At 42.4% G+C, this 22977-nt stretch carries 30 protein-coding genes, 1 tRNA gene and 1 other annotated feature; of the genes, 11 read left to right on the top strand and 20 right to left on the bottom strand.

Translation table 11 applies throughout. The features are described from left to right. Positions 1 to 1122, top strand: a 1122-nt coding sequence (locus IV64_RS09585) for an ISL3 family transposase (protein ID WP_237757326.1), incomplete at its 5' end; no start/stop codon positions are given. 160 nt (positions 1123 to 1282) lie between these two features. Here IV64_RS09585 and recN read toward each other — a convergent pair. The 15 genes from recN to IV64_RS09510 all read right to left on the bottom strand — a co-directional run bounded on the left by recN (position 1283) and on the right by IV64_RS09510 (position 12444). Beyond that, positions 1283 to 2977, bottom strand: a complete 1695-nt coding sequence (gene recN, locus IV64_RS09580) for a DNA repair protein RecN (RefSeq protein WP_057707022.1) — start codon at positions 2975 to 2977, stop codon at positions 1283 to 1285. A gap of 112 nt (positions 2978 to 3089) precedes the next feature. Continuing rightward, the gene (locus IV64_RS09575; RefSeq protein ID WP_057707021.1) at positions 3090 to 3548 is read right to left on the bottom strand and encodes an arginine repressor; all 459 of its coding nucleotides are present in this window, start codon (positions 3546 to 3548) and stop codon (positions 3090 to 3092) included. Positions 3549 to 3635: 87 nt separating this feature from the next. Further along, complete coding sequence (locus tag IV64_RS09570; protein WP_057707020.1) at positions 3636 to 4451, bottom strand: TlyA family RNA methyltransferase; 816 nt, start codon at positions 4449 to 4451, stop codon at positions 3636 to 3638. Positions 4452 to 4464: 13 nt separating this feature from the next. Then, positions 4465 to 5355 carry a polyprenyl synthetase family protein gene (locus IV64_RS09565; RefSeq protein WP_057707019.1) on the bottom strand — a complete coding sequence of 297 codons (891 nt, stop codon included), beginning with the start codon at positions 5353 to 5355 and terminating at the stop codon, positions 4465 to 4467. Next, positions 5348 to 5587 (bottom strand): exodeoxyribonuclease VII small subunit, encoded by a 240-nt coding sequence (locus IV64_RS09560; RefSeq protein ID WP_057707018.1) that lies wholly within the window; start codon positions 5585 to 5587, stop codon positions 5348 to 5350. Before IV64_RS09560 ends, IV64_RS09565 begins: the two co-directional genes overlap by 8 nt. Beyond that, complete coding sequence (gene xseA, locus IV64_RS09555) at positions 5580 to 6929, bottom strand: exodeoxyribonuclease VII large subunit (protein ID WP_057707017.1); 1350 nt, start codon at positions 6927 to 6929, stop codon at positions 5580 to 5582. The genes IV64_RS09560 and xseA overlap by 8 nt, the downstream gene beginning before the upstream one ends. After that, positions 6926 to 7783, bottom strand: coding sequence for a bifunctional 5,10-methylenetetrahydrofolate dehydrogenase/5,10-methenyltetrahydrofolate cyclohydrolase (locus IV64_RS09550; RefSeq protein WP_057707016.1), 858 nt, complete (start codon positions 7781 to 7783; stop codon positions 6926 to 6928). Before IV64_RS09550 ends, xseA begins: the two co-directional genes overlap by 4 nt. 145 nt (positions 7784 to 7928) lie before the next feature. Then, entirely contained in the window at positions 7929 to 8348 is a 420-nt protein-coding gene (nusB, locus tag IV64_RS09545; protein WP_057707015.1) for a transcription antitermination factor NusB, read from the bottom strand. Beyond that, positions 8345 to 8803 (bottom strand): Asp23/Gls24 family envelope stress response protein, encoded by a 459-nt coding sequence (locus tag IV64_RS09540; protein WP_057707014.1) that lies wholly within the window; start codon positions 8801 to 8803, stop codon positions 8345 to 8347. The genes nusB and IV64_RS09540 overlap by 4 nt, the downstream gene beginning before the upstream one ends. A gap of 46 nt (positions 8804 to 8849) precedes the next feature. Further along, on the bottom strand, positions 8850 to 9407 hold the full coding sequence (efp, locus tag IV64_RS09535) for an elongation factor P (RefSeq protein WP_057707013.1): 558 nt from the start codon (positions 9405 to 9407) through the stop codon (positions 8850 to 8852). Positions 9408 to 9476: 69 nt separating this feature from the next. Beyond that, positions 9477 to 10559, bottom strand: coding sequence for a M24 family metallopeptidase (locus IV64_RS09530; protein ID WP_057707012.1), 1083 nt, complete (start codon positions 10557 to 10559; stop codon positions 9477 to 9479). A 128-nt stretch (positions 10560 to 10687) separates the two neighbouring features. Then, complete coding sequence (gene rpmA / locus IV64_RS09525; RefSeq protein WP_057707011.1) at positions 10688 to 10966, bottom strand: 50S ribosomal protein L27; 279 nt, start codon at positions 10964 to 10966, stop codon at positions 10688 to 10690. Between the two features lie 24 nt (positions 10967 to 10990). Continuing rightward, positions 10991 to 11326, bottom strand: coding sequence for a ribosomal-processing cysteine protease Prp (locus IV64_RS09520; RefSeq protein ID WP_057707010.1), 336 nt, complete (start codon positions 11324 to 11326; stop codon positions 10991 to 10993). A 21-nt stretch (positions 11327 to 11347) separates the two neighbouring features. After that, positions 11348 to 11656, bottom strand: coding sequence for a 50S ribosomal protein L21 (gene rplU, locus IV64_RS09515; protein WP_057707009.1), 309 nt, complete (start codon positions 11654 to 11656; stop codon positions 11348 to 11350). Positions 11657 to 11678: 22 nt separating this feature from the next. Continuing rightward, positions 11679 to 11753: a sequence feature (ribosomal protein L21 leader region), on the bottom strand. Positions 11754 to 11814: 61 nt separating this feature from the next. Further along, positions 11815 to 12444, bottom strand: coding sequence for a TetR/AcrR family transcriptional regulator (locus IV64_RS09510; protein ID WP_057707008.1), 630 nt, complete (start codon positions 12442 to 12444; stop codon positions 11815 to 11817). A gap of 321 nt (positions 12445 to 12765) precedes the next feature. Here IV64_RS09510 and IV64_RS14565 point away from each other — a divergent pair, with 321 nt between their 5' ends. Beyond that, on the top strand, positions 12766 to 12921 hold the full coding sequence (locus tag IV64_RS14565; RefSeq protein ID WP_157061125.1) for a hypothetical protein: 156 nt from the start codon (positions 12766 to 12768) through the stop codon (positions 12919 to 12921). Between the two features lie 94 nt (positions 12922 to 13015). Here IV64_RS14565 and IV64_RS14765 read toward each other — a convergent pair whose 3' ends face one another. Continuing rightward, positions 13016 to 13141 carry a hypothetical protein gene (locus IV64_RS14765; RefSeq protein ID WP_272946843.1) on the bottom strand — a complete coding sequence of 42 codons (126 nt, stop codon included), beginning with the start codon at positions 13139 to 13141 and terminating at the stop codon, positions 13016 to 13018. A gap of 178 nt (positions 13142 to 13319) precedes the next feature. On the opposite strand from IV64_RS14765, the gene IV64_RS09505 reads away from it, so the two are divergent. Together IV64_RS09505 and IV64_RS09500 are read left to right on the top strand one after the other, a co-directional pair. Next, entirely contained in the window at positions 13320 to 13886 is a 567-nt protein-coding gene (locus tag IV64_RS09505; protein ID WP_057707007.1) for a hypothetical protein, read from the top strand. 44 nt (positions 13887 to 13930) lie between these two features. Beyond that, positions 13931 to 14004, top strand: a tRNA-Arg gene (locus IV64_RS09500). 983 nt (positions 14005 to 14987) lie between these two features. On the opposite strand, the gene IV64_RS09495 is transcribed toward IV64_RS09500, so the two are convergent. Further along, on the bottom strand, positions 14988 to 15620 hold the full coding sequence (locus IV64_RS09495; RefSeq protein ID WP_057707006.1) for a hypothetical protein: 633 nt from the start codon (positions 15618 to 15620) through the stop codon (positions 14988 to 14990). A gap of 490 nt (positions 15621 to 16110) precedes the next feature. On the opposite strand from IV64_RS09495, the gene IV64_RS09490 reads away from it, so the two are divergent. From IV64_RS09490 to IV64_RS09475, 4 genes are all read left to right on the top strand, one after another. After that, complete coding sequence (locus tag IV64_RS09490) at positions 16111 to 17472, top strand: AbiH family protein (RefSeq protein WP_057707005.1); 1362 nt, start codon at positions 16111 to 16113, stop codon at positions 17470 to 17472. Positions 17473 to 17585: 113 nt separating this feature from the next. Further along, on the top strand, positions 17586 to 17822 hold the full coding sequence (locus IV64_RS09485) for a hypothetical protein (RefSeq protein WP_157061123.1): 237 nt from the start codon (positions 17586 to 17588) through the stop codon (positions 17820 to 17822). A 416-nt stretch (positions 17823 to 18238) separates the two neighbouring features. Further along, a complete protein-coding gene (locus IV64_RS09480) occupies positions 18239 to 18868 on the top strand; it encodes a hypothetical protein (protein ID WP_057707003.1) in 630 nt (209 codons plus the stop codon). Positions 18869 to 19218: 350 nt separating this feature from the next. Beyond that, a complete protein-coding gene (locus IV64_RS09475; protein WP_057707002.1) occupies positions 19219 to 19725 on the top strand; it encodes a hypothetical protein in 507 nt (168 codons plus the stop codon). Between the two features lie 92 nt (positions 19726 to 19817). Here IV64_RS09475 and IV64_RS09470 read toward each other — a convergent pair whose 3' ends face one another. After that, positions 19818 to 20525, bottom strand: coding sequence for an SDR family oxidoreductase (locus IV64_RS09470; RefSeq protein ID WP_057707001.1), 708 nt, complete (start codon positions 20523 to 20525; stop codon positions 19818 to 19820). 14 nt (positions 20526 to 20539) lie between these two features. Next, complete coding sequence (locus tag IV64_RS09465; RefSeq protein ID WP_057707000.1) at positions 20540 to 20896, bottom strand: hypothetical protein; 357 nt, start codon at positions 20894 to 20896, stop codon at positions 20540 to 20542. A gap of 232 nt (positions 20897 to 21128) precedes the next feature. Between IV64_RS09465 and IV64_RS09460 the strand changes: the two genes are divergently transcribed. The 3 genes from IV64_RS09460 (at position 21129) to IV64_RS09455 (ending at position 22294) form a co-directional block, all read left to right on the top strand. Further along, positions 21129 to 21608, top strand: coding sequence for a hypothetical protein (locus IV64_RS09460; protein WP_057706999.1), 480 nt, complete (start codon positions 21129 to 21131; stop codon positions 21606 to 21608). Between the two features lie 150 nt (positions 21609 to 21758). Further along, complete coding sequence (locus IV64_RS14395) at positions 21759 to 21917, top strand: hypothetical protein (RefSeq protein WP_157061121.1); 159 nt, start codon at positions 21759 to 21761, stop codon at positions 21915 to 21917. Between the two features lie 41 nt (positions 21918 to 21958). Further along, positions 21959 to 22294: a hypothetical protein gene (locus tag IV64_RS09455; RefSeq protein ID WP_057706998.1), complete on the top strand. Its 336-nt coding sequence runs from the start codon at positions 21959 to 21961 to the stop codon at positions 22292 to 22294. A gap of 132 nt (positions 22295 to 22426) precedes the next feature. On the opposite strand, the gene IV64_RS09450 is transcribed toward IV64_RS09455, so the two are convergent. Then, entirely contained in the window at positions 22427 to 22966 is a 540-nt protein-coding gene (locus IV64_RS09450; protein WP_057706997.1) for a dUTP diphosphatase, read from the bottom strand. Positions 22967 to 22977: the final 11 nt, after the last annotated feature.

Genomic DNA, 22977 nt, shown 5'->3' with positions numbered 1-22977 from the left:
GGCCAGCCCGAAGTAGTGCGCTTTGGGACTAATCTAATTAATGTCAGAATGCCCCCAGTCAAAGAACGCCCAATTATCTTGAAATTACTTAAACAACGTTATCGGTGTAAAGCCTGTAAGCATACTTTTAGCGCACGAACATCATTAGTTAAACCACATTGTCAGATTTCAGAAGATACGAAGCAAATGATCATCTTAAGACTCATCAAGGACCGTAGCGTTACGGACATTGCGGATGAATTAAATGTCTCACCAGTCGCAGTTAATCGTGTCATTGATTCTTTGTCCACCCAAACCAAGATTGCCTTAAACACATTGCCCAAGACTTTGTGCTTTGATGAATTCCGTTCTACAGGCCATCAAATGAGCTTCATCGCCATTGATGGTGACTCCCATCAGCTAGTAACAGTCTTACCGGATCGCCTTAACCGAAACATTAAGAAGCATTTTCTGAATCACTATTCACTGAAAGAACGTAACGAAGTTCAGCAGATTGTCATTGACTTTAACGCCCAATATCAGTCAGTTATCCGCGAAGTCTTTCCTAAAGCTAAGATTATCGCCGACAATTTTCATTTAGTTCAAATGGGACTTCAAGCTTTGAATCAGACGCGGGTACAGTTGATGCATCACTTTTCATCAGACACCAGAGAATATCGAATACTCAAACATCATTGGCGCTTATTCTTAAAATCATATTCAAATCTAGAAACACGTAAACCACAATGGTTTACGCATCTAAAAGACTGGTTTACCCAAGAACAGTTAATCTTAAAGGGCTTAGAACTGGATCCAATTTTTCAACATACTTACTTTACAGCGCACGCTTTAGTGGATGCGTTAAGGACCAGAGACTATCAACATTTCATCGAAGCCTTAAGCAGAACTGACAAAGTCAGTTCACAGCTTGAAACAACCATCAAAACCTATCGTAAACATCTGTCTCTAATTAAAAACATGATGGCAAGTACCTACTCCAACGGCCCTTTAGAGGGTGTTAATCGAAAAATAAAGCAAATCAAACGGACGGCATACGGTTACAAAAATTGGTCGCGCTTTTACACACGAATTCGGATTGAATTTACAATTCAGAACAAAAAAAGGAAACCAATTCGAAAATGAATTGATTTCCTCATAAAGTTCCTCATCAACAGCCGTTGACAAAGAGACGCAATTTGTTCCGCTTAACCCAAAATCAGCGACCATTCCAAACCCAGGAATAATCGCTGACTTTACGTTAATGCTCACAAACTGACCGCCTTTTGCCCCACTCTCTGGATAATTATTCGGCTTTCGCTTCACTGGCTAACCGTAACAATTCCTCAGCGTGTTCCACTGATAATTTAGTAACCTTCGTGCCGGCTAACATCCGGGCCAACTCTTGGACCCGGCGGTGGTCGGTCAACTTCGTCACACTCGTCTTAGTTCGGTTACCCGTAATCTTCTTAGCAATAAAGTAATGGTGATCACTCATCGCCGCAACTTGTGGTAAGTGCGTGATACATAACACTTGTGAGAACCGGGCAATGCCACTGATTTTTTCAGCAATGGCTTGCGCGACCCGACCACTGACCCCCGTGTCAACTTCATCAAAGATGATGCTCGTAATCCCCTGTGATTCAGAAAAAATCGTCTTTAATGCTAGCATCATCCGGGAAAGTTCCCCACCAGAAGCAATCTTCGCCAGTGGTCGCATCTTTTCACCGGGGTTCGTCTGAATATAAAATTCAATACTATCCAGGCCACTCCGAAAAATCTGCCCGTTAGTCGGTTTAAAACGCACTTCAAAGACGGCTTTATCCATGTACAGGTCTTTTAATTCCTGATGAATTTGTCGTTGAAGTGACTTGGCCGCTGTTCGTCTACGATCAGACAACGCTTCCCCCGTCTTGAGTAACGCTTGCTTTTGCTCGGCAACGCGCTGAGACAGGCCTTCACTGTTCTCTTCAGAGTCGGTCATCTTGGCTAATTCCGCGGCAATTTTTTGGTAGTAATCCAAAATTTGCTGCTCAGAATCGCCGTACTTGCGTTTCAACTGACTAAGAACGTCTAACCGTTGTTCAATTGCGTCTAAACGCCCCTCGTCGAACTCTTGCAAATCCAATTGGTTGGAAATTTGGCCAGACGCATCCTGAAGCCCGTAAAACGCATTCTTAACGTTCATGGCGATTTCATTAAACGCCGGGTCCAAGTTCGCAATCGGTTCCAACGCGTTCATGGCCGTTCCGACCATGTCGACCGCACCCTGAGTTTCCTCACCGGCTGCAAGGAGGGTGTAGCTTTGTTGTAGGGCTTGGTTAATGGTCTGATAATTATCTAACCGATCCCGCTCAGCCGTTAAATCAGCTTCTTCGCCAACTTTAACTTGGGCTGCCGCAATCTCGTCCACTTGAAAGTTCAGCATGTCCAGCCGCTGCGCCCATTCTTTTTCATTGGCATTCTTTTGGCGGAGTTCCTGATTTAACTGCTGATAGTCGTGGTATTGTTCAGTATACTGCCGTTTAAGCTTGCGAATCTTAGCCGTCGCAAACTCATCCAGTAAACCCAGGTGCTTTTCCGGTTGCATCAACTCTTGGTGTTCATTTTGACCATGAATATCGACGATGGTTTCGCCAATCCGTTTCAGGGTCGTCGTGTTAACTAACATCCCGTTGATTCGACAAGTATTGCGCCCACTTTTGGCAATTTCACGTTGCAAGATCACCGTGTTGTCTGTGTGGTCAATTCCGGCTTCGTCCAACATCTTAGCCGTGACCCCATCCGCTGGCAAAATAAACATCCCTTGTAGCACCGCTTTATCAGCGCCGGTCCGAATGAATTCCTGCGACCCGCGGCCACCCGCCAATAGACCGACCGCATCGATGATAATCGATTTACCAGCCCCGGTTTCCCCAGTTAGCACAGTCATGCCATTTTCAAATGCAATGTCTAAATGTTCGATGATAGCAAAATTTGTAATTGATAATTCTTGTAACACACCGATACCCTCCTGAAACTCAATTAAACGTTTTTCCTACTGATTCAATCTACGTCGTCATCTAAAAAAAGCGACCTGACACGAACGTGAACAGGTCGATCAATAACTAAACTTAGTTATCGCTTAAAAGACGTTGAATTTTCTGTTGTAAATCGAGGGTCAATGCCAAGGATTTACAAATGATCAGCACGGTCGCGTCATCACCGATCGTACCGAATACTTCGTCATAGTGCATCGTTTCAATTAAGGTCGCTAACGCCGGACCGTTACCGGGTAACACCTTAATCAAGACGAACTTATCCTGCGTCGCATAGGAAACGTACGCATCCTTCAGCGTCCGCTTGAGCTTTTTTTCTGTGTCCATTTGCTTTTGGACCGGCATACTATAGTGGTAGCCACCCGTCGCCGAGGGAACCTTGACCAGTTGCATATCTTTAATGTCTCTTGAGATGGTTGCTTGGGTCACCTCAATATTTTCGGCACGTAGTAAACTGACAAAGTCTTCTTGTCGTTCAATTTCGTTTGAACTTAATAATCGTTTAATGTAGCGCTGGCGCTCTTGCTTTTTCACCCGATCACCCCCGGCGTCTTATTCACATCTATTTAAACACATCATAAGCCATTTTGCATAAATATGAAAGACTGGATTTTAAATTCACTACTTATTCAATTGGTCGTATGCCGCTTGTTGCGTCTGGTCAACGGAGACCGTTGGCGCCACTGTGGCCTTTTGGTCGGTTGCTTGCAGGTGAATTAAGAACTCGATGTTCCCTTCGCCACCTTTGATTGGTGAATAATCTAACCCTAAAACGTTATAACCGGCGGCCACTGCAAAGTCAACAATGTCCGTTAAAACGGCCGTGTGGACCGCGTGATCACGAACGATACCGTGCTTACCCACGTTTTCACGTCCCGCTTCAAATTGTGGCTTGATAAGTGCCACGACTTCACCACCATTTTCAATGATTTCATGGAGTGGTGGCAGGATCAAGTGTAGTGAAATAAACGACACGTCAATGGAGGCAAAGCTCGGTTGGCCTTCCTTAAAGTCCGCTAACTTGCTGTAGCGGAAATTCGTGTGTTCCATCACAACAACCCGTGGATCTTGACGCAACTTCCAGACTAATTGGTTGCTACCAACATCCAACGCGTAACTCATTTTGGCGCCACCTTGGAGCATCACATCGGTAAAGCCCCCGGTCGAAGAACCGATGTCTAAAACCGTCCGGTCCGTGACGTCGATGTCAAAACTCTTTAAAGCCTTTTCTAGCTTAAGCCCACCACGAGAAACGTAAGGCATTGGCTTGCCCTTTAGGTGTAATTCGGTCGTCACTGGAATCTTCATGCCGGGTTTATCTAGACGTTCTTCATTCACGCCCAAGATTTCACCGGCCATGACTGCGCGCTTCGCTTTTTCCCGGGTATCAAATAAACCCTGTTGTACTAATAATACGTCAATTCGTTCTTTTTCCATCTAAATAATTCCTCTAATTTGTGAAGTACGTCAAAAATGAAGCTAACAGGTCAAAGTCGCGTTGACTAAGATCAGCTGCCTTTTGTAACGCCGTCTGGGCCGTTTTAACCGCCGTGTTCAGGGCATCATTAGCGCCCGCTAGTCCGAGCAATTCCGGATAAGTATTCTTCTGTTCACCGGCATCTTTATGCGTCGCTTTACCCAACTGTGCTGGGGTACTCGTGACATCTAAGATATCGTCATAAATTTGAAAAGCTAATCCGAACGCATCGGCAAATTTTAATAACTCACTAGCGACGGGTGCTGGCACTGGTGATTGCAAAATTCCCGCCTGAACAGCGTAGTGGATCAATGCCCCGGTCTTTTCACGGTGTAATTGTTGCAGTGCGGGTAGATCTAGCTGATGGCCCGTATTCTGAACATCGGCGACTTGGCCCGCGACCATCCCCCGCGGCCCCGTTGCTTGTGCTAAAGCCAACGTTTGTTGCGCAATCACGTCCGGTGCTAACCCACTGTCCGCAATCCACTGAAAACTAAGTGGCTGTAGCGCATCACCCGCTAAAACGGCGATGTCTTCACCAAACTTAACGTGACTAGTTGGCTCACCACGCCGCAGCGCATCGTTGTCCATGGCAGGCAGGTCGTCGTGAATCAACGAATAAGTATGCATTAATTCAACGGCCACGCTTGCCCGCAAATGTGCAGCCGTAATTGGTTGCTCAAAAGTCGTCAAGACGGCCAAGGTCAGGAGCGGCCGTAACCGTTTACCACCAGCTAACACTGAGTAACGCATCGCAGCCGTCAAAGTCTCGCGGTCACTACCTTCCCGCAAGTTTTCATCCAAGTAGGTATTGATCCGTGGAACCCAGGTCGCCTCAAAATCAGCTAACCGCTGCTTAGTCATTTTGATCATCCGGCTTTGCTTGTTCGAATGGCACTTCATTACCATTTTCATCCATCATTTTAGTCAGCGTTTTTTCAGCGCCTTCCAGTGTGTTTTGAAGCTGTTTACTCAAAGCAACACCCTTTCGGAATTGGTCTAACGCTTGTTCCAGCGGCACGTCGCCCTGTTCCAATTGATTAACGATGGTTTCTAATTGATTTAAATTTTGTTCAAAGGTTGGTTGTTCAGCCATTATCGATTTCCTCCGTACTCGTAATTTGTGCTTGAGCGGTGCCGTCCGCAAAATGAACGGCAACGGCTTGTTGTGGCTTTAACTGCTTGACTGTGTGCACGACTTGCTCGTCAGCCGTCACAAACGCATACCCCCGCCCCATGATCTTCAGTGGACTTAACAGGTCCAACGATTGCACCGTTTGGGCGAGTTGTTGACGCTTACGTTGCATCACGAGTTGGGTACTACGTTGAAGCCGCTGCGTCAGGTTCGTCAGTTGGGTCTGCGCCTGATTGACTTGGTGAATTGGCGTCCGTTGCACCAAACGTTGCGCCAAGCGCTGATACTGTTGCTCGACTTGGTTAACGTTGGCTTGTCCAGCCTGTTTGAGCCGTTCATTCAAGAAGTCTAATTTTTGCAAATAGCCTTCGTATAGCCGGTTAGGCTGTGTAAAGACATACGACGTACTGAGTTTATTAAGATGCTGACGGTCACGCTGAACCAAGTTTTGAAACGCGTTTAACACCCGCGTTTGGTCCTGTCTCAGTTGCAACAGCACGTCATTATAAACTGGGACCGCTAATTCAGCGGCGGCAGTCGGCGTCGCAGCCCGCACGTCCGCAACTAAGTCAGCAATCGTTGTATCGGTTTCGTGTCCGACCGATGAAATAACGGGGAGTTGACTAGCCGCAATCGCCCGCGCCACCACTTCTTCATTGAATGGCCAGAGGTCTTCAATCGAGCCACCCCCACGGCCAATAATCAACGTGTCAAAGTTATTGGCAGCGTTCGCCCGTTCAATTTGCCGCGCAATTTCAGGTGCCGCAGCGTCCCCCTGCACTTGTGCTGGAAACAAGACAATTTGTGCAATCGGAAAACGACGACGGGCCGTCGTGATAATATCGCGAATAACCGCCCCGCTACGACTCGTGACGACGGCGATTCGTTTTGGAAAACGCGGAAGCGGCTTTTTGGGCGCATTAAATAAGCCCTCAGCCGCTAACTTCTTTTTTAATTGTTCGTAGGCTTGGTATAACGCGCCTACGCCATCTGGTTCCATCCGTTCGACGTAAATTTGGTAGCTCCCACTCGGTTCGTACAACCCAATGCGGCCAACAACCAATACCTTCATCCCCTCTTCGGGACGAAATTTAACCTTCGCGAAGGCTGACTTAAACATAATCGCTGAAATCTTTGCATGGTCATCCTTCAAACTAAAGTACTGGTGCGTATTTGGTCGGGGCCGGTAGTTGGAAATCTCACCGGTCAAAAATACCTTCCCTAGATAGGGATCAACTTCAAATTTACGTTTTAAATACTGTGTTAATGCGGAAACTGTCAAATATTGTTGACTGTCACTCACTTACGATCACTCCATTTTGCGAGTTCAACCGTGGTTTGCATTAAGGTTGCAATCGTCATTGGACCAACCCCACCAGGTACTGGTGTAATCAATCCGGCAATGCCTTGTGCTGAATCAAAGTCCACGTCACCCGTTAACTTGCCATTTTCATCACGGTCCATCCCAACGTCAATAACCGTTGCACCGGGCTTGATGTCCTCACCACTGATCAGATGGGTAATCCCCGTCGCCACAACTAAAATGTCCGCCGTTTTAGCAACGGCTTTCAAATGTCGTGTCCGACTATGGGCCACCGTGACCGTGGCATTCGCATTGGTCAACAGCGCTGCCATTGGCTTACCAACGATAGTGCTCCGACCAATCACGACCGCCGTTTTACCAGCAGGGTTCACATCGTAGGCCTTGAGCATCGTCATAATGCCGCGGGGCGTATTGGCAACTGGATAGTGACCAGGAAAATTAGTGACGAGTTTACCGACGTTGGCCGGGTGAAACCCATCCACGTCCTTTTGCGGGTCAATTGCCATTGTAATTAATGGTTCGTTAATTTGTTTGGGTAGTGGTGACTGGACTAAGATACCATGAATCTGATCATCGGCGTTGTACTCAGCAATGATGGCTAATAATTCTTCTTGCGTCGTCGTTGCTGGCAATTGACGAACAATCGAATGCATTCCTAATTTGGTTGCCTTGCGGTTCTTATTACGCACATAAATTTGACTAGCTGGGTCTTCCCCTACAATAATAACTGCAATTCCAGGCTGAACACCTTGGGCAACGAGTTCTGCAACTTGCTTTGCAGTTGCTTCGTTAACTTGTTTGGCGACTGCCTTACCATCAATAATCTTTGTCACGCGTGCCACGCTCCCTCTCTTTGTCTGGTTTTATTTTAGCATAATCCCCGGCAAAAAAAGTAGTCAGTAGAATGATAAGTTATTAAAAAAAGTCTGGCAAAACGCCAGACTTTTAGGGTTGAACATATAATTGTTCGGTTTTAGACTAAATAGATTCGTTTTTAACGGCCTTACCCAGCACACCACTAACGAACTTCCGTGAACGATCATCGCTGAAAGCCTTGGTTAATTCGATTGCTTCGTTAACAGCTACCTTTGCAGGAACGGCGTCAACGTACTTCAATTCGAAGAATGCAATACGCAGAACAATTAAATCGGTTTTTGCCAACCGGTCTAATGACCACGTACGACTTAGGTATGGCTGAATCTGGGCGTCTAATTCCGCTTGATGCTCACGAACACCAGTTACTAACGTACTCAGGTAAGCTGGAATTTCTATTTCAGCCGCTTCGTCCGGGTTTAATAACTGTTGGAATAGCTGATTTTCATCAGCGTCCGGGTTAGCATTCAAAGCAAATAAAGCTTGAAAGGCTTTTTCCCGAATTTCATGACGCGTTAAACTCAAGATTCTTCACCATCTTCATTTTGATCAGCTTCGGGGTCTTCATCACCAAAAAGATTGTTCGGATCAATGGCACTCTCCGTCTTTTCGGTAACGATCCCGGTAATGTGCACGTTAACTTCACTCAACGCCAAATCGGTCATGAACAAAATCTGTTGTTTGACTTTATCTTGAATGGCCAACGCCACTTTTGGTACGGACACACCGTAGTTCAAGTAAGCATAGACATCCACACTGATTTGGTCGTCAACGATTGTCAGCTTAACACCCTTACCAAGACTCTTCTTACGACCGAACAACTCATTTACACTGGAAGAAATCGTTCCTTGCATCCGGTTAACGCCATCAATCTGGCTTACCGCGATCCCAACGATTATTTCAAGCACTTCTGGTGCAATTTGAATTTGTCCTAAGCTGGGTTCTTCACTTTGTAACGTAATATTGCTACTGTCAGCCATGTCGACATTCCTCCAATTCCATGTTTGCCGGTTCTAAGCTATTGAATTAAGCCCGTGAAACGTAGGTGCTGTCAACCGTGTTAACGATCAACTTGTCGCCAGCCTTAACAAAGAATGGCACCTGAATAATCGCACCGGTTTCCAAAGTAGCTGGTTTTGAACCACCTGAAGCAGTATCACCCTTGATGCCGGGTTCAGTTTCAGAAACTTCCAAGGTAACCGTGTTTGGTAAATCAATACCTAACACTTCGTTGTTATACATCGTTACTTGAACTTCCATGTTTTCCTTCAAGAACTTCAATTCGTTTTGAATATGGTCCCCAGGAATTTCAATTTGTTCGTAAGTTTCGGTGTTCATGAAAACGTAGCTACCGCCATCTTCGTAAAGGTACTGCATCGTACTCTTATCGATTGGGGCTTGTTCCATCCGTGCACCGGCACGGAAAGTCTTATCTTGAACGGCACCAGTCCGTAAGTTCTTAAGCTTTGAACGAACAAACGCGCCACCCTTACCTGGCTTAACGTGCTGGAATTCCACGATGCGCCAAATTGCGTTGTCTACTTCAATGGTTAAACCATTTTTAAAATCTGCAGTCGAAATCATATTTTAAGTCCTCCTAGAAGATATCTTTATTACTATAACAAGACAGAGCCGTCATGACAACTGTCTTAACTATAAAATAAGTAATTCGCGGGTCGCTTTAGTCAAGCGTTCGTGACCCGTTGGTGTTACTAACACGTCGTCTTCGATCCGCATACCACCTAACCCTGGGAAATAGACGCCAGGTTCAACGGTGACCACGCTGTTAGCAACTAATTGATTATTTGTATTTTTGGAGATTAACGGATCTTCGTGAATGGCTAACCCGATTCCATGACCCATGCCGTGGTTAAAGGCTTCCCCATAACCAGCTTGCGTCAGAAAGTCACGGCCAACCGCATCTAGTTCCGCACTGTTTGCGCCGGGACGCACCTGCGCCACGACCATGTCTTGGGCCGTTTTGACAGCTGCATAAGCCGTCTTGAGCTTGGCGTCCGGTTCTCCTAATGCAAAGTTCCGGGTCATATCGGAAGTGTACTCATCCAAGAAATAGCCGAAGTCCAACGTGACCATTTGACCAGCTTCAAGTAACGCTGTCGACGCCGTGCCGTGTGGGAGCGCTGCGCGGGCGCCACCAACGACGATCGTTGTAAACGACGCGTTGCTGGCACCGTGGCTGCGCATAAAGGCATCTAGCAAGTTGCTGACGTCAATTTCCCGCATACCCGGACGGACGATACTCGTCACGTATTCAAAGCCCGCATCGGCTAGTCGTGCAGACGCACGTAGCTTAGCAATTTCACTTGCGTCCTTCGTTACGCGTAACGTATCGACCACGGCCGGCAATGCGCCTAAGTCACTGACGAGGTTCTCATCAAGATAACTATAAGCCGCGTACGGCAAGTCATCTTCAAAGCCCATGACGCCGGTGTGCGTTTGCGCAATTAAGGTACAAACGGCCCCGAGGTAGTCCCGTGTGATGACGAGGTGCTCCGTATCATACTGTCCGGCAAACGCCGTCTGGTAACGTGCGTCCGTAATGAGGTACGCATCGTCTGCTAATACGAGCAGGTAACCATCACCCGCCATGTCAGCCATGCCCGTTAAATAGTGCAGGTTGGCTTCACTGGAAACTAAGAACACGTCAATTTTGAGCTGTTCAAAGGTTTGTTGTAATCGTTCAATTCGACTTGACACTGAATCACTCCCATCCATACTACAGGCTCCATTATACCAAAGTTTATCAAAACTGATGAATCGAGGTTATAAATAGCGCTAAACTACGGTGTGTGACCCGAACCACTCTCGAAAAAAAAGAGCCCCCGCAGAGGCTCTTCAAAAAATTATTCTGCTGGGTAAACAGAGACTTGGCGCTTGTCGCGACCTTTACGTTCAAAACGAACGACACCGTCTGCCATTGCAAATAACGTATCGTCACCACCGCGACCAACGTTTACACCTGGGTAAATATGAGTTCCGCGTTGACGATATAGAATGTTACCATTCTTAACCGTTTGGCCATCAGCACGCTTGGCACCTAAACGCCGACCAGCTGAATCACGACCGTTGGCAGTTGAACCGCCACCTTTATGGTGACTGAAGAATTGCAAGTTCATTAACATAGTAAAGTCCACCTCCGAATGTGGTTATCGTGTTTGTTCGCGAACATGGATGTAATCACCATAATTCGCTTCAACATCGTTTAATCCAAGTGTGAAACTCGCAAGTAACGTTTGTAATTGTTGATTGCCTAAGTCTAGCTTAGTAAAATCCGCAATTAAAAGGCCCCCGTTAGTCTCATCACTCTGAACCGTGGGTTTGAGGTGTGCAACTTGTTCGATCCCATTGATCGTACTAATTGCTAACACCGAAACCGCCGCACAGACGATGTCTTGTCCATAAGCACCTGAATCAGCATGTCCCGTTAATTTAAAAGCGATCACCTGACCGTTGTGATTACGAGAAATGGTTGCCTGAATCATGAAGAATGCCTACTTTCTTAATTATGCATTAATTGTGTCGATCGTTACCTTAGTATATGGTTGGCGATGACCCTTCTTAGTATGTTGGCCCTTTTTAGCCTTGTACTTGAAAGTAACCACTTTACGGTCACGGCCTTGTTTTTCAACAGTACCTTCAACCGTCGCACCATCAACAGTAGGAGTACCAATCTTGGTTGTGTCGCCGCCGACAAAGACTACTTGATCAAAAGTAACCTTGTCACCAGCTGCAGCATCAAGTTTTTCAACATAGATTGCTTGACCTGCTTCAACTTTATATTGTTTACCACCAGTTACAATAATTGCGTACACGTTTGTGCACCTCCTTAAATTATGAATCACTTAGACTCGCCAAGTTAAGCGCCAGTAAGCTGGACTTAATACTCAACTCGTGCGGTTGTAGCTGTAGAAGTCCACAAATACAACAGGAAAATGTTATCAAATTTCTTTGCAATAGTCAAGTAAGAGTTTCATTGGACAAAGAAATCTGTAAAACTAATGCTGCGCGCCGTCATCAAATGATGCATCTTTTTGATGCACTTAGTTAAGTAACGTGGCGTGTAAATCATGTCATTGGCGAGCCAATCCGTAATCAGGCCAACGGTAGCGGAAACGTAGTACGCGATTTGAATACTGACCGGCACTTCTAGGTCGGTGAACTGGTCTTCAAAATCGTGGTAGAAGTTTTCCATCCACTTCGTTAGTTGCTGATTGATCCGGAGGTTAACATCCAGTTGGCGTTGTTCCAACAGCAGCGTCTTAAACGCATCGGCGTGCTGGTCAATGTAGCCTAGTGCCCGTGATAAGGAAAGGACTTGAACACGGCGCAAGGGGTCTACCGGGTTAGTGATAATGTCCCCGATACCCACCGTGACGACGGCCTGGTCAAATAATTCCGTGACAAGGTCTTCCAGTGCCTGATCGACAAAAGCGGGTTTATCCTTATAATGAAGATAAAATGTCCCCCGCGTGACCGCAGCGGTGCTCGTTAATTTTTGGACGGAAATATTTTCAACGGTTTCAGTTTGTAATAATGTAATTAATGCTTGGCGTAAACGCCGACGCGTCTTATCGACACGGGGGTCAACATCGTGACTCATGATAGCTTCCCTACTTTCTAAAAGTAATATAGCATCATTTCCCAAAAGTGTCTAACAATCCGCGTATGGCAGACAATTCACCCGTGAACGTCTATAACCGGTAATTAATCGTTCAGTTTGGTTAATCATTTGCGGCTTAATGGCTCTAAATTAGATTTCCTGTAAAGGATAATACCTTGACAACTTTCAGTCGCATTAGGTATAATGAAAATGCAATTTTTTCAGGGAAAGGCACCTTTTCCGTAAAATTCGGTTGCAATTTACGCTATACTTGTTTTAATATAGTCGTTATTGGACTAATCAAAGGAGGGACATACTCTTATGACTGTTGTTGCAAAACCATATAACACTTGGGCTTCACGTCGGCCAGTTGCTGACAAGCAAAAGCGCATTCGTCGCGAAAAGCAAACTGCAGCGATCCAACGTTGGGCCGCTGGTAAGACTGAAACCATCGAACATACTCCAAAAATCAAGTAATTAAAAAAGAACTGATCAATTGCTGATCAGTTCTTTTTTAATAGTTTGATTGTATAAGCACATGTGTGCGTTGATAAAAGAATCTCCCGTAGGCCTAACGGTTATTACGGGACGCAGTGAAATGTTTGCTTGCCGCGTTCTCTTTTGTGACAAAATTAGAGTAGTACTGAACGCCACCCGCGATGGCTAAAATTAAGATAATTGCTAATACTGGACCCATAAGTGATTCCCCTTCCCTGTTACGTTTATATTATCGTTTTGTTACAAACATATTTCAAGAAAAAAGTTTGAGTTTAAGCATTTTTACCTTCTTCTTTAAACTTTCTTAAACAATAACAGTGTGTTAATCATATAAGTGCCTATTTTATCTATCACTATAATTTTCTGGAGGTCCCAATATGTCCCGGCCACTAATTTATCGTGTCACCCCCTACCGTACCATTTTGATTTTATTAATTGCCGCCGGTTTTGCGTGGTTTGCGATTGATTCACTCACCGACTCGTGGGGCGCGCCGCTGCTCAGTACAGCGTTTCATAGTTTTCGCTACGGTGACGTCTCCGTTCTGGAAAATGACATTATTGGATGGCTGAGCATTGGCCTCTTCGGGTTCGGTGGTTTATTTGCTGCCTATCAGATGTTGGTTCGATTCTTTCAGGGCCATTGCCAAGTTTTAAACGTGAATGCGGAAGGCATTGCGACCCCGATGGTTACCCGTAATTTCAGACGCATCCCGTGGCGCAATATTCAACGCCTTAGTAATAATGAAGATATTTTAATTATTGAGCTGGTCGCACCACGGGAAAATTGGGACCCTAAAGTAAGGAAGCTGGATCGGGCCGTTTCACAAAAAGGCAATCGCTTGTATATCGATCTTTATATGTACGTTGCACTGACCGGTTGTGATACAGATAAATTTAAAGAGGACTTACGGGAGTTGAGCCAGCGCTACTTAGACGCTAAATAAGATTGACACCACCCCCGTTCTTATCTATAATAAATCTTGTTGTTGTCATGTTAGCTCAACTGGATAGAGCATCCGCCTTCTAAGCGGAGGGTTGTGAGTTCAAGTCTCACACGTGACATATATGGGTGTATTAGTCACCGTTCGGAAATTAAGGAATCCCGCTAAATCAACGTTTAGCGGGATTTCCTGTTTTAGTTTTCGAGATAAATGGACAGGTTGGCGAAATGATTGGTCCTTTTTTTTGACCCAACGGATTTCTGCGTATGGACAGGTTTTCATAAAATACTCTCTTAACTAGTTCTGAGTAATATATAACCTTTCCAAAAAGTAGTTCATATAATCATCTTGAATTGTATTCGATAAATATTAACAAAAAAGGACGGATTCTAAAATTGAAAAAATTAGGGTTTGGTTTACTAATCATTTTAGTCTATACGACTATATCCATCGCAACATTAGGTATATCATCCTTGTTCTTAATCAATGTTTATACTCAAATAATTACACTTAAAATCGATTCTTTTACTAGCTTTCTAATTAGCTTTGGCTTATTTTCTTTAACTATTTTCTATTTTTTATCATTCCTAAGAGATAACTATAAATCACTAAAGTCATTGTATCCTGATGAAAAAATCGTTTTAATATTTGATAACTTTCGCAGTCCTATTTCATCTCTATCTTTGCATATTACTTTTGCTACTACCTTTGCTGCATTCATATTTGGAAAGAAAATATTTGGTAACTATACGCTCCCATCCTTGTCTGAAATAGTAATAGCATGGACGGCCTTTATCATTATCTTATCACTGATCCAGATTTATTGTCCCAATCATAATAATTAACATTTTTAATAGTCCCCGCATCAGACAAGTGTTAAAGTCTGAGAAAAAGTGACTTGTTTGACACTTTTTCTATTTGTCATATTCCATTTAACAGCTTTAATACTGTAGCTATCAAGAGTCGACCACCATAATTCGTACTTTCTTTATAGATCAACAACTACCTTAGTCATGTATATCGTAATTACGTAGCTCTCTACCAGTACACCCCAATTTCCCATCACATGTCACCGTACATCACTTTTTATTCATCAAAAAATTTCTAAATATTTTGAACGTGCTTTACAATATTTGATTTTAATTTTACAAGACCATCTGCTTGCTGTTTAAGCGTTTTAGATTCCACTTGCTCTAACTGCAAGCTACCATCTGTAAGTGCCTTTATCACCAAATCAATACTGTCATCAAAGCTTACCCATTCGCTTTGACTAATTGCAATCGCATTATTTTCAACTACTTTGTTAGCTAAGCTAGTGTATGAAGAGACTGTATTTGTTACACTTATAAATTCATTTCTGCTAATTTTCTCTCTTGTACTCGCAATAATCAGCAATCTTTCCATGCTAAATGCATATGATGCTATATCTCTCAGTACAAAATTATTTTTCATTTGCCTACACAAGTCACTAAAAAGATAAACCAGTGTAGCCTCATTTTGCATTTCTAAATATATAAACTTGTGAATGCTGTCAAGATTGTATTTATCAGCTAGTTGATCTTGAATTTTCAAACTCAAATTTTCAATTTGCTTACTCGATAGTTTCCACTGAAAAAATCCCAATAGACCGGTAAAAGCAATTAACAGAGTAATTAGGATTCCAACAGTCCACATATACCAAGTATTCTGTCTATTTATTTCATTATACAAATATTGAATCAATTCCGATTTGCTCATCGATAATTCCTCCAAAATATTAATCACTCATTATCATAACAAAAAGCCATCACATAATCGCAACGATTTTCGCTCTTTGGAACTATTCGATAGTACAATTATCACTTACATTTCGTTTTTAGGTAATGACATATGTTTGTCATTGCTAAGCCATGACTGTACATTGAATATTTATATCCCATTGACTATATAACCGGTTTGTCTGCCGAAATGAATAGTGTAACCGCTCGGCTTATCAAAGCAATTTTACTATCATTAATGAAACACGTTGGCTTGGTTTGAATCAGATTGCCTACCAAGGTGATCAATTGTGTTGATACTTTAATCAATCGATTAATCAGACCCTGTAGCTCTTCATGAATTGATAAATCTCTAGTGCATGTCGTTATCCACAGGCACCCTATGCTATATCATTTTTATCATTTTTCTCGACAGTCTCTGATTGTTTCGTATACTAAGGTAATGGAATCACTATTTTAAGGAGCGAAAAATGTCAAATTCAAACAAACTATTAGTGTTAGGAAACGGTAGTGATCTATATCAAGGCTATCCTTACTCATATTCTGATTTCTTCAGAGATAGATATACACCTTTGTTTTTAGAAGATGGTACAACTATTCGAGACAACATTTATCAATTGCTACTTAAAGTAGTTAACTTTTTTTATGATGCTTATGATGGCAAACACAGTTTTGGAATAACAATTGAGCAAGACTCCCCACCATTTGATGTGTTAAAAACCCTTGCATCAAAAAATCTAAATACAGAAATTGAAGCTTTCTTTAGCAAATTCAGTCCGGTTTTTAATTCTAATAATTTTAGTCTTTTAGACTTAATATTTTTATATCCAGATTTAATTTCATCAATACCAAATATTTCTCAAAATTTAAACAAGAAGCAAGTTAATTGGTCAGATATTGAATCAGTTATTGCGCTTTGTTCGAGCTCACTTGATAATGCATCAGAAACTCAATTTCATCAAAAATTCGCATCCACTGTAAAAGCATTAACCGTGCTTCAAAATTCAAATTCAAGCACCCGAATCAATCTGATAGAACAACTTGATACCTCCAAAATAGGTGACGAACATACTCAAAAAAAAGATTTTCATATTGATATGCTTCATCAGGTGCTTCTCGATTCTGTTAACAGAATCGAGGAACGATTTCAAGAATACTTATTAGAACACCCTGCAACTGGTACATCAGACTATCCAAGCAATCATAAAAAAGAAATAATGCATAATGTGTTGCCGACCGATTCTTTCACGACAACAGTTCTAAATTTTAATTATACTAATTTTAATGAACATATTCCGACCATACACCCACATGGATCGTTAGAGTATAGAAACATAATCTTCGGAATTAATAGTACTGTTCAAGGAAAAAACATTTCTACTGAATTTGGCAGCTTCCAGCTAACAAAAACATACCGCGGGTTACTAAATCAAACTCTTTACCCAGATTCAGCACGTATTTCATTACCTAAGAACGTGAATGAAATTATTTTCTTTGGGCATTCACTCAACACTAGCGACTATGATTATTTTTATAGTATTTTTGATTCTTATAACTTATATGATAGTAATCTCAAATTAACCTTTTACTACGCTTTACATGGTAATGCTGTACAACCTGGATTTATAAACACATTAGATCTTAAAAAAATACAGAATCAACAAATCCAAACTGAACAAGTTGCACCGGTAGCAAAGCTTATTAATCAATATGGCAATTCACTTCAAGTAAGTGAACACGGTACTAATTTAATGCACCGGTTACTGCTTGAACAAAGAATTAAAATTTTGAATATTGAAGAAACGGATAGGTATACAAAATCCCAAGTGTAGCCAAAACCATTTCTGAAAGTAAAGCAAGTTCGCAAAGTATCGCAATTGCTAGCTCCTCTAACTCACGCTCAACGTCTGCTAAATCCAGCAGCTACTCTGTGGATTCGGCTGCGGTGGCAAGTTCACAGAAAGCCGCTGAAAACGGATCTTCAACTAAAACATCTGGTATTTCAATGGATGAAAAAAATTTATCCGGTTTCGTTAACAAGTATGGTGAATCCCCTGCTGCGTATAGAGTGGAACATGAAGGTATGTCGGACCTACAAGCACTGCAGAGTACACCGGACTACATGAAGACTTCTGGCGAAAAGCAGACTCAATCACGACTTGAACGTGGCCTAAAGCCCTAGCAGTTTTCACATATCTCAAGTCGTTGATACATTCAGGCTCCAGAACTTAAAGAATCCCACTAAATCAACTTTTGGTGGGATTCTTTTTGCATTAGAAAGACATTATTGGTGAACTAATTGGTGATTATTTTGCAAATGTCCGTTTCAAACCGCATATAAATACATTTTAATTATAAAAGAGTTATCCCTAATAGAAATGCACAGATTATTAATCAAAAGCCTGAAAAGCACAATTGACCGGATTACATAATCATTTTAATGTGTATTAATATACATTAGTTATTCTCTTTCCATTTTAATTCACCTAGGACTTATGAACTTTCCCAAATTAGCATTTTACATATGACTAGATTAAACATGTTTTTGACCAACAATACTGATGTCACTAAAAGCTGAAAATTTTGGAGGAGTATCTTATGTTAATACTTAGTATCATTGGAATTATTATTTTAGTTGTTGGCGCCATCTTTTTCTTCATTGACTATGCCAAAGGAAATAAGAAGCAAATGTCATCTATTATCATGGTCGTTGGGCTAATTTTGGGAATTGGCGGCTATTTCGGGCACACTTATCAAGTTCACCAAGAGCAAGTTCGCCAAGCGCAAATTAAAAAAGCGAAAGAAAAAGCTTTTGCTGACAACTATTCAAACATTAGTTACTACGCCTACGAAACCGGCACCAGAGCAGAAAAAGTCGGTAATAAATTAACCAAGGTTTGGCACGCTGCCATTTGGGACGATGGTGGTATTACGATTGATGGACAAAATTACACTGATTTTAACAAGGCCCTCAATGCCCAATCTGACCTGTATACATCAAATGGTACGATCGATAAATTAGATTCAAAATTGAACAGCTTAGAATCTACTTACAAAGAATTGAAACAAAATGTAACCAGTAAAAATACTGATAAACTATCAAAAGCCAAAAATGTTGTTAAAGATACCAAGGACCTTGTCAATATCGTAGAAAATCCTAGTGGAAACTACGCTACTTTTTCAAGTCATTTTAGTGATGCAGACGCTAAATTAAGCTCTGATCTTTAGTATAAAAGAATTAAATATGTACAAGACTATTTAGTTTATTCGCCATTTCAAGCGTCTCCTTTCGATTTAGTAATGTTGGCTTCGACACCTACACTCTAAATCAATCGGAGGCGCTTTAGTTTAACCAGTTTGCCATCCGCCCACATAGCAGTCCCGTTGACACCGTCCTTTCAGTGCATGGGTCTTTTATCATGCAGTTACCCACCTTTCTGAACGGCCAGAACAAGCTCCGTTATTATTACTATTCTGACTACGTCCAATTATTTCAACTAATTGCTTTATGTACTCCCAAATAGTGCTAGAATTATAATGTTAAAATTATTGTATTATTAAAAGAGGAGTTTTTTTTGATGAGAAAAATGGGGAAGATATTTTTAGTAGTCGCCATCTGTTTCTTGGCAATATTTACGGTAAGTACAACTGCATCCGCTAAAAGGGTCGGGTATTCATATAGTCGCCTTCCAAAAGGAATGTTAGGAAAATGGTATACCTATACTAATTTTGGCTATGGGAAAAAGAAGATTTACAAAATTCATTTAACTAATAAGAATCTACGTAAATATAAGAAGCACAAGGTTTACAATGGGAAAAAAGCACTGAAGACCAGTAAATATTGGACAGCCACACAAATTGGCAAATACCACGGCTATCGTTGGATTCATACGTATGGTTGGCAACAATCAGCAGGTGATGGTGACTATTATAACTTACATAAATTCGGCAAACATAAGGTGCTTACAGCAGCTGGTGGTGCACGGATATGGGTAAGTGCTCATTATTATCGTAGCAAATCTGTCGCCAAAAAGATGGGCACCAAGCATTATCGCAAATTCATTTATTATCCTGATTTATGGTAATTAATTATTATTGACTAAATTGTAAGATGCCATTTTTATTTGTATATCAAAAAGGCCAGTCTTTTGACTGGTCTTTTTTAGTACTCTTCATACTACAAAGTCGGCCGCAAAACGATCTCATTAATATCAACATTATCTGGCTGTTCAACAGCGAAAAGCACGGAAGCCGCAATATCTTCAGGACGCAATTTTGGAACCCGTTCTAAATTTGCGTTTCTTTGATCTTCAAAAAAGCCCGTCTTTACAAACGCCGGAGACACCATCATCGTTCTAATATGCGATTTTGCTTCTTCCGCGCGAACCCCGTCCATAATTGCCCGGACGCTAAACTTTGTACTGGCATAAACCGTATTATTTTGGCCTACTTGATGACCCGCCGTCGAATCGGTCGCAATAATTTGACCGCCTTGCTGCTTTTCCATCACTGGAATGACAGCCGCTAGCCCATATAAAACGCCCTTAACGTTGATGTCGATCATCTTTTCCCATTCATCAACTCGCACTTCATTCATCGGTGCAAAGCTCATCACGCCCGCATTTAGGTCTAAAACATCAATTCGGCCATACTGTGCTAACGCAAAATCAATTAACGCTTGAACCTCAGCCTTCTTACTAACGTCGGTTACCTTATAAATTGCCTGACCACCCGCCTGCTGAATTGTTTCAGCCGTAGCTTGTAAATCCGCTTCTTTACGCGCGGCCAAAACAACTTGATGACCGTGACTGGCTGCGAGTAATGCCGTTGCTTTACCGATGCCACTAGTTGCACCAGTAATAACGATTGTTTTTACTTGTTGCAAAGCATTCGCCTCATTTATTTTATTTCTGGAAAGTAACGTCGTGCATAGTCATTCATATCATCCAAATATGAATCAATGTTTTTGGACGTTACAGGGCCAATTGTATTCGTTGAGACTTCTTTTAGCCAGCCATAGTAACTGTCAGCATCCTTGTTCTTACGAATCATCTTTTGCATATTTTCACGCGCATAATTACTAAACTCATTATCAATCTGTTGACGAATCGGCCGAATGTACTTGACCGCACTCCTGGGACCCTTCCCATTCAGTAACTTATCAGCTTCAACACTGTACGTTAAATATTCTTGAACCCGTTCGACTAATTCTTCCCTAGTGTATTCAAAATTAATAAAATCTAAAAATGCATTCATGTTTTCGTACCTCCAAACCCTAACTATACAGAAATCCACGTTGTTAAGCGAGAGCTAGTTTAACACTTACAACATTTGAAGCCTAAGCTACGGCCACCATCCAACTTATATTTAGTTTCCAGCCGTCACTAATTTTCACGACCACCCTCAACTATCTATTGTATTTCTCAGAGGCTAAAGCTATGCTTAAATAAGTTTCAACTAAAAAAGCATCATACGGGGAGCATTTTTCATGAATAAACAAACGGGATTTAAAGTATTAGTCTTAGCCGCAGTCCTTACCACGGGTGTGGCGACCGTACCTACTAACGCCAGTGCAGCAAAATGGCACAAAGGTACACCTAAAGTCATCCGTGGTACCTATCAAGGTAAACGGACTTCAGCTGCTGAAGGCTTTGGCTACGTCTACAAAGTAACTAGCAAATCCTTCATCCAACAATACTCAAACATGTCGCAAGAGAAGACCACTAAACTTAAGTACAAGAAGCTTAAGGGCCACACCTACCGCTTAGTCGGTCATACACAGAAACGTGGGATGGTTCTTGGGGGTAAATTTGACTCCGTCGTTTACCAAAAGGGCCACAAGCTTTCTCTAGATACCTACAAGTCTTACAAGAAACATGGCTATAAGTATTTAAAACGCCAACTTAAAAAGAATCCAGCTAAACTAACTAAAAAGATCAAGAGTAACGGCCGGATCGTTAAGGACTAAAACTCAAAAGTCATTGTCAGGATGCACGAATACCTGACAATGACTTTTTTCGACGCCGCTAAGTTTTTTAAAAGTTCATCCTCGCTTAAAAACAACTTGCATCCCCCTAACAAATCAGGCAGACTATTAGCAGGTAAGGGAGAGATTTCTATGTTTAAACGTAACCGACTTTTGATTCTTTTAATTTTAATGATTATTATTGACTCGTACGCCCGCTTCGCACACAGTTCCGCCGCAACCGTTCTTGCCATCGTCGTCACGCTTGCCACCCTCTTTTACGTCGTTTGGGAACGAATCAAGCGTGGCTAAAAGCGCCCACAGACTGGTATAATGAACGTTGAGGTGAAACCATGAAACTAGAACAAATTACTGGCAACATTGCGCATGCCATCAAGGACCGTAGCACCGATGCACCGTACATTTTATCCGTTGAATTTACGGATAAAGCAACTAAGGGTAAATCCGCAACTGGCTGCGTGATCGTGCGCATGCCGGACCACCAGCACTATACCATCAACAGTTACGACTACCGCTACATGGATGCTGGCAAAGAGACCTTAGCCGAAGAACTCGGGGCCTTCTTTGAATGCGACGACGACTTAGACCAACGCCAACCACTAATCGACCAAGTCAACGAACTGGTCGCTAATGATCCTGATAACAACGCCGAACTAATCAGTGACTAGGTCTAAAATGTGTCGCTGCCACTCATAAAAATTAAATTACTTTGTAAATAAAAACACTCGTAACCGACTTTCCTACCTTGCACGATCTAATGTGTAAGGCTATAGAGAAAGTCATTACGAGTGTTTTTATATTTAATAGTGGTCCGCTTGACGCTGTTCATTGACTTGATTCTTCGCGGTAAACGCCGCCTGAATCTCATCTTGACTAAACCCAAATTCGACGAGTCCAATCTTTAAGAAAACGTGCCAGGCATGCTTGTAGCTGACTTGCCGGTGATTGAAGTAAGCATCATATAGGAGGTGTTTAATCGCCAGATACTGCTTATTCAAGTCAGTGACCGGTTTGTCGCTGATTTTTGCCAAATCATCCGCTGTAATCGGCACCAAATGCGTCCACTGCTGAATGGCCGCCACTAAGAAGAAAAAGTCCATTGCGTCCACGTACTCGTTCAGTAACGTTTCTCGCTCCGTCTTTCCTTCATCCGCTTTGCCCTTGTGAATCTTCCAAACCTTGAACCACTCGGAAGTATTCGCCATTTCAGCCAATTCAACGTCCAGTGAGACCATGGCGTTTTGTAGCCGGTCTGCCGGCTTCCAGTGAATCTTTTGCCGCATTGTAATGTCACGATCCAAGCGAATGGATTGTTGTAATAAAGTCGTTAAATCTAACATTCAATCCCTCC

Source organism: Lactiplantibacillus xiangfangensis, assembly GCF_001438845.1.
Classification (GTDB): Bacteria; Bacillota; Bacilli; order Lactobacillales; family Lactobacillaceae; genus Lactiplantibacillus; species Lactiplantibacillus xiangfangensis.
The sequence above is the reverse complement of the archived record's forward strand: the minus strand, read 5'-3'. Positions and strand labels throughout refer to the sequence as shown.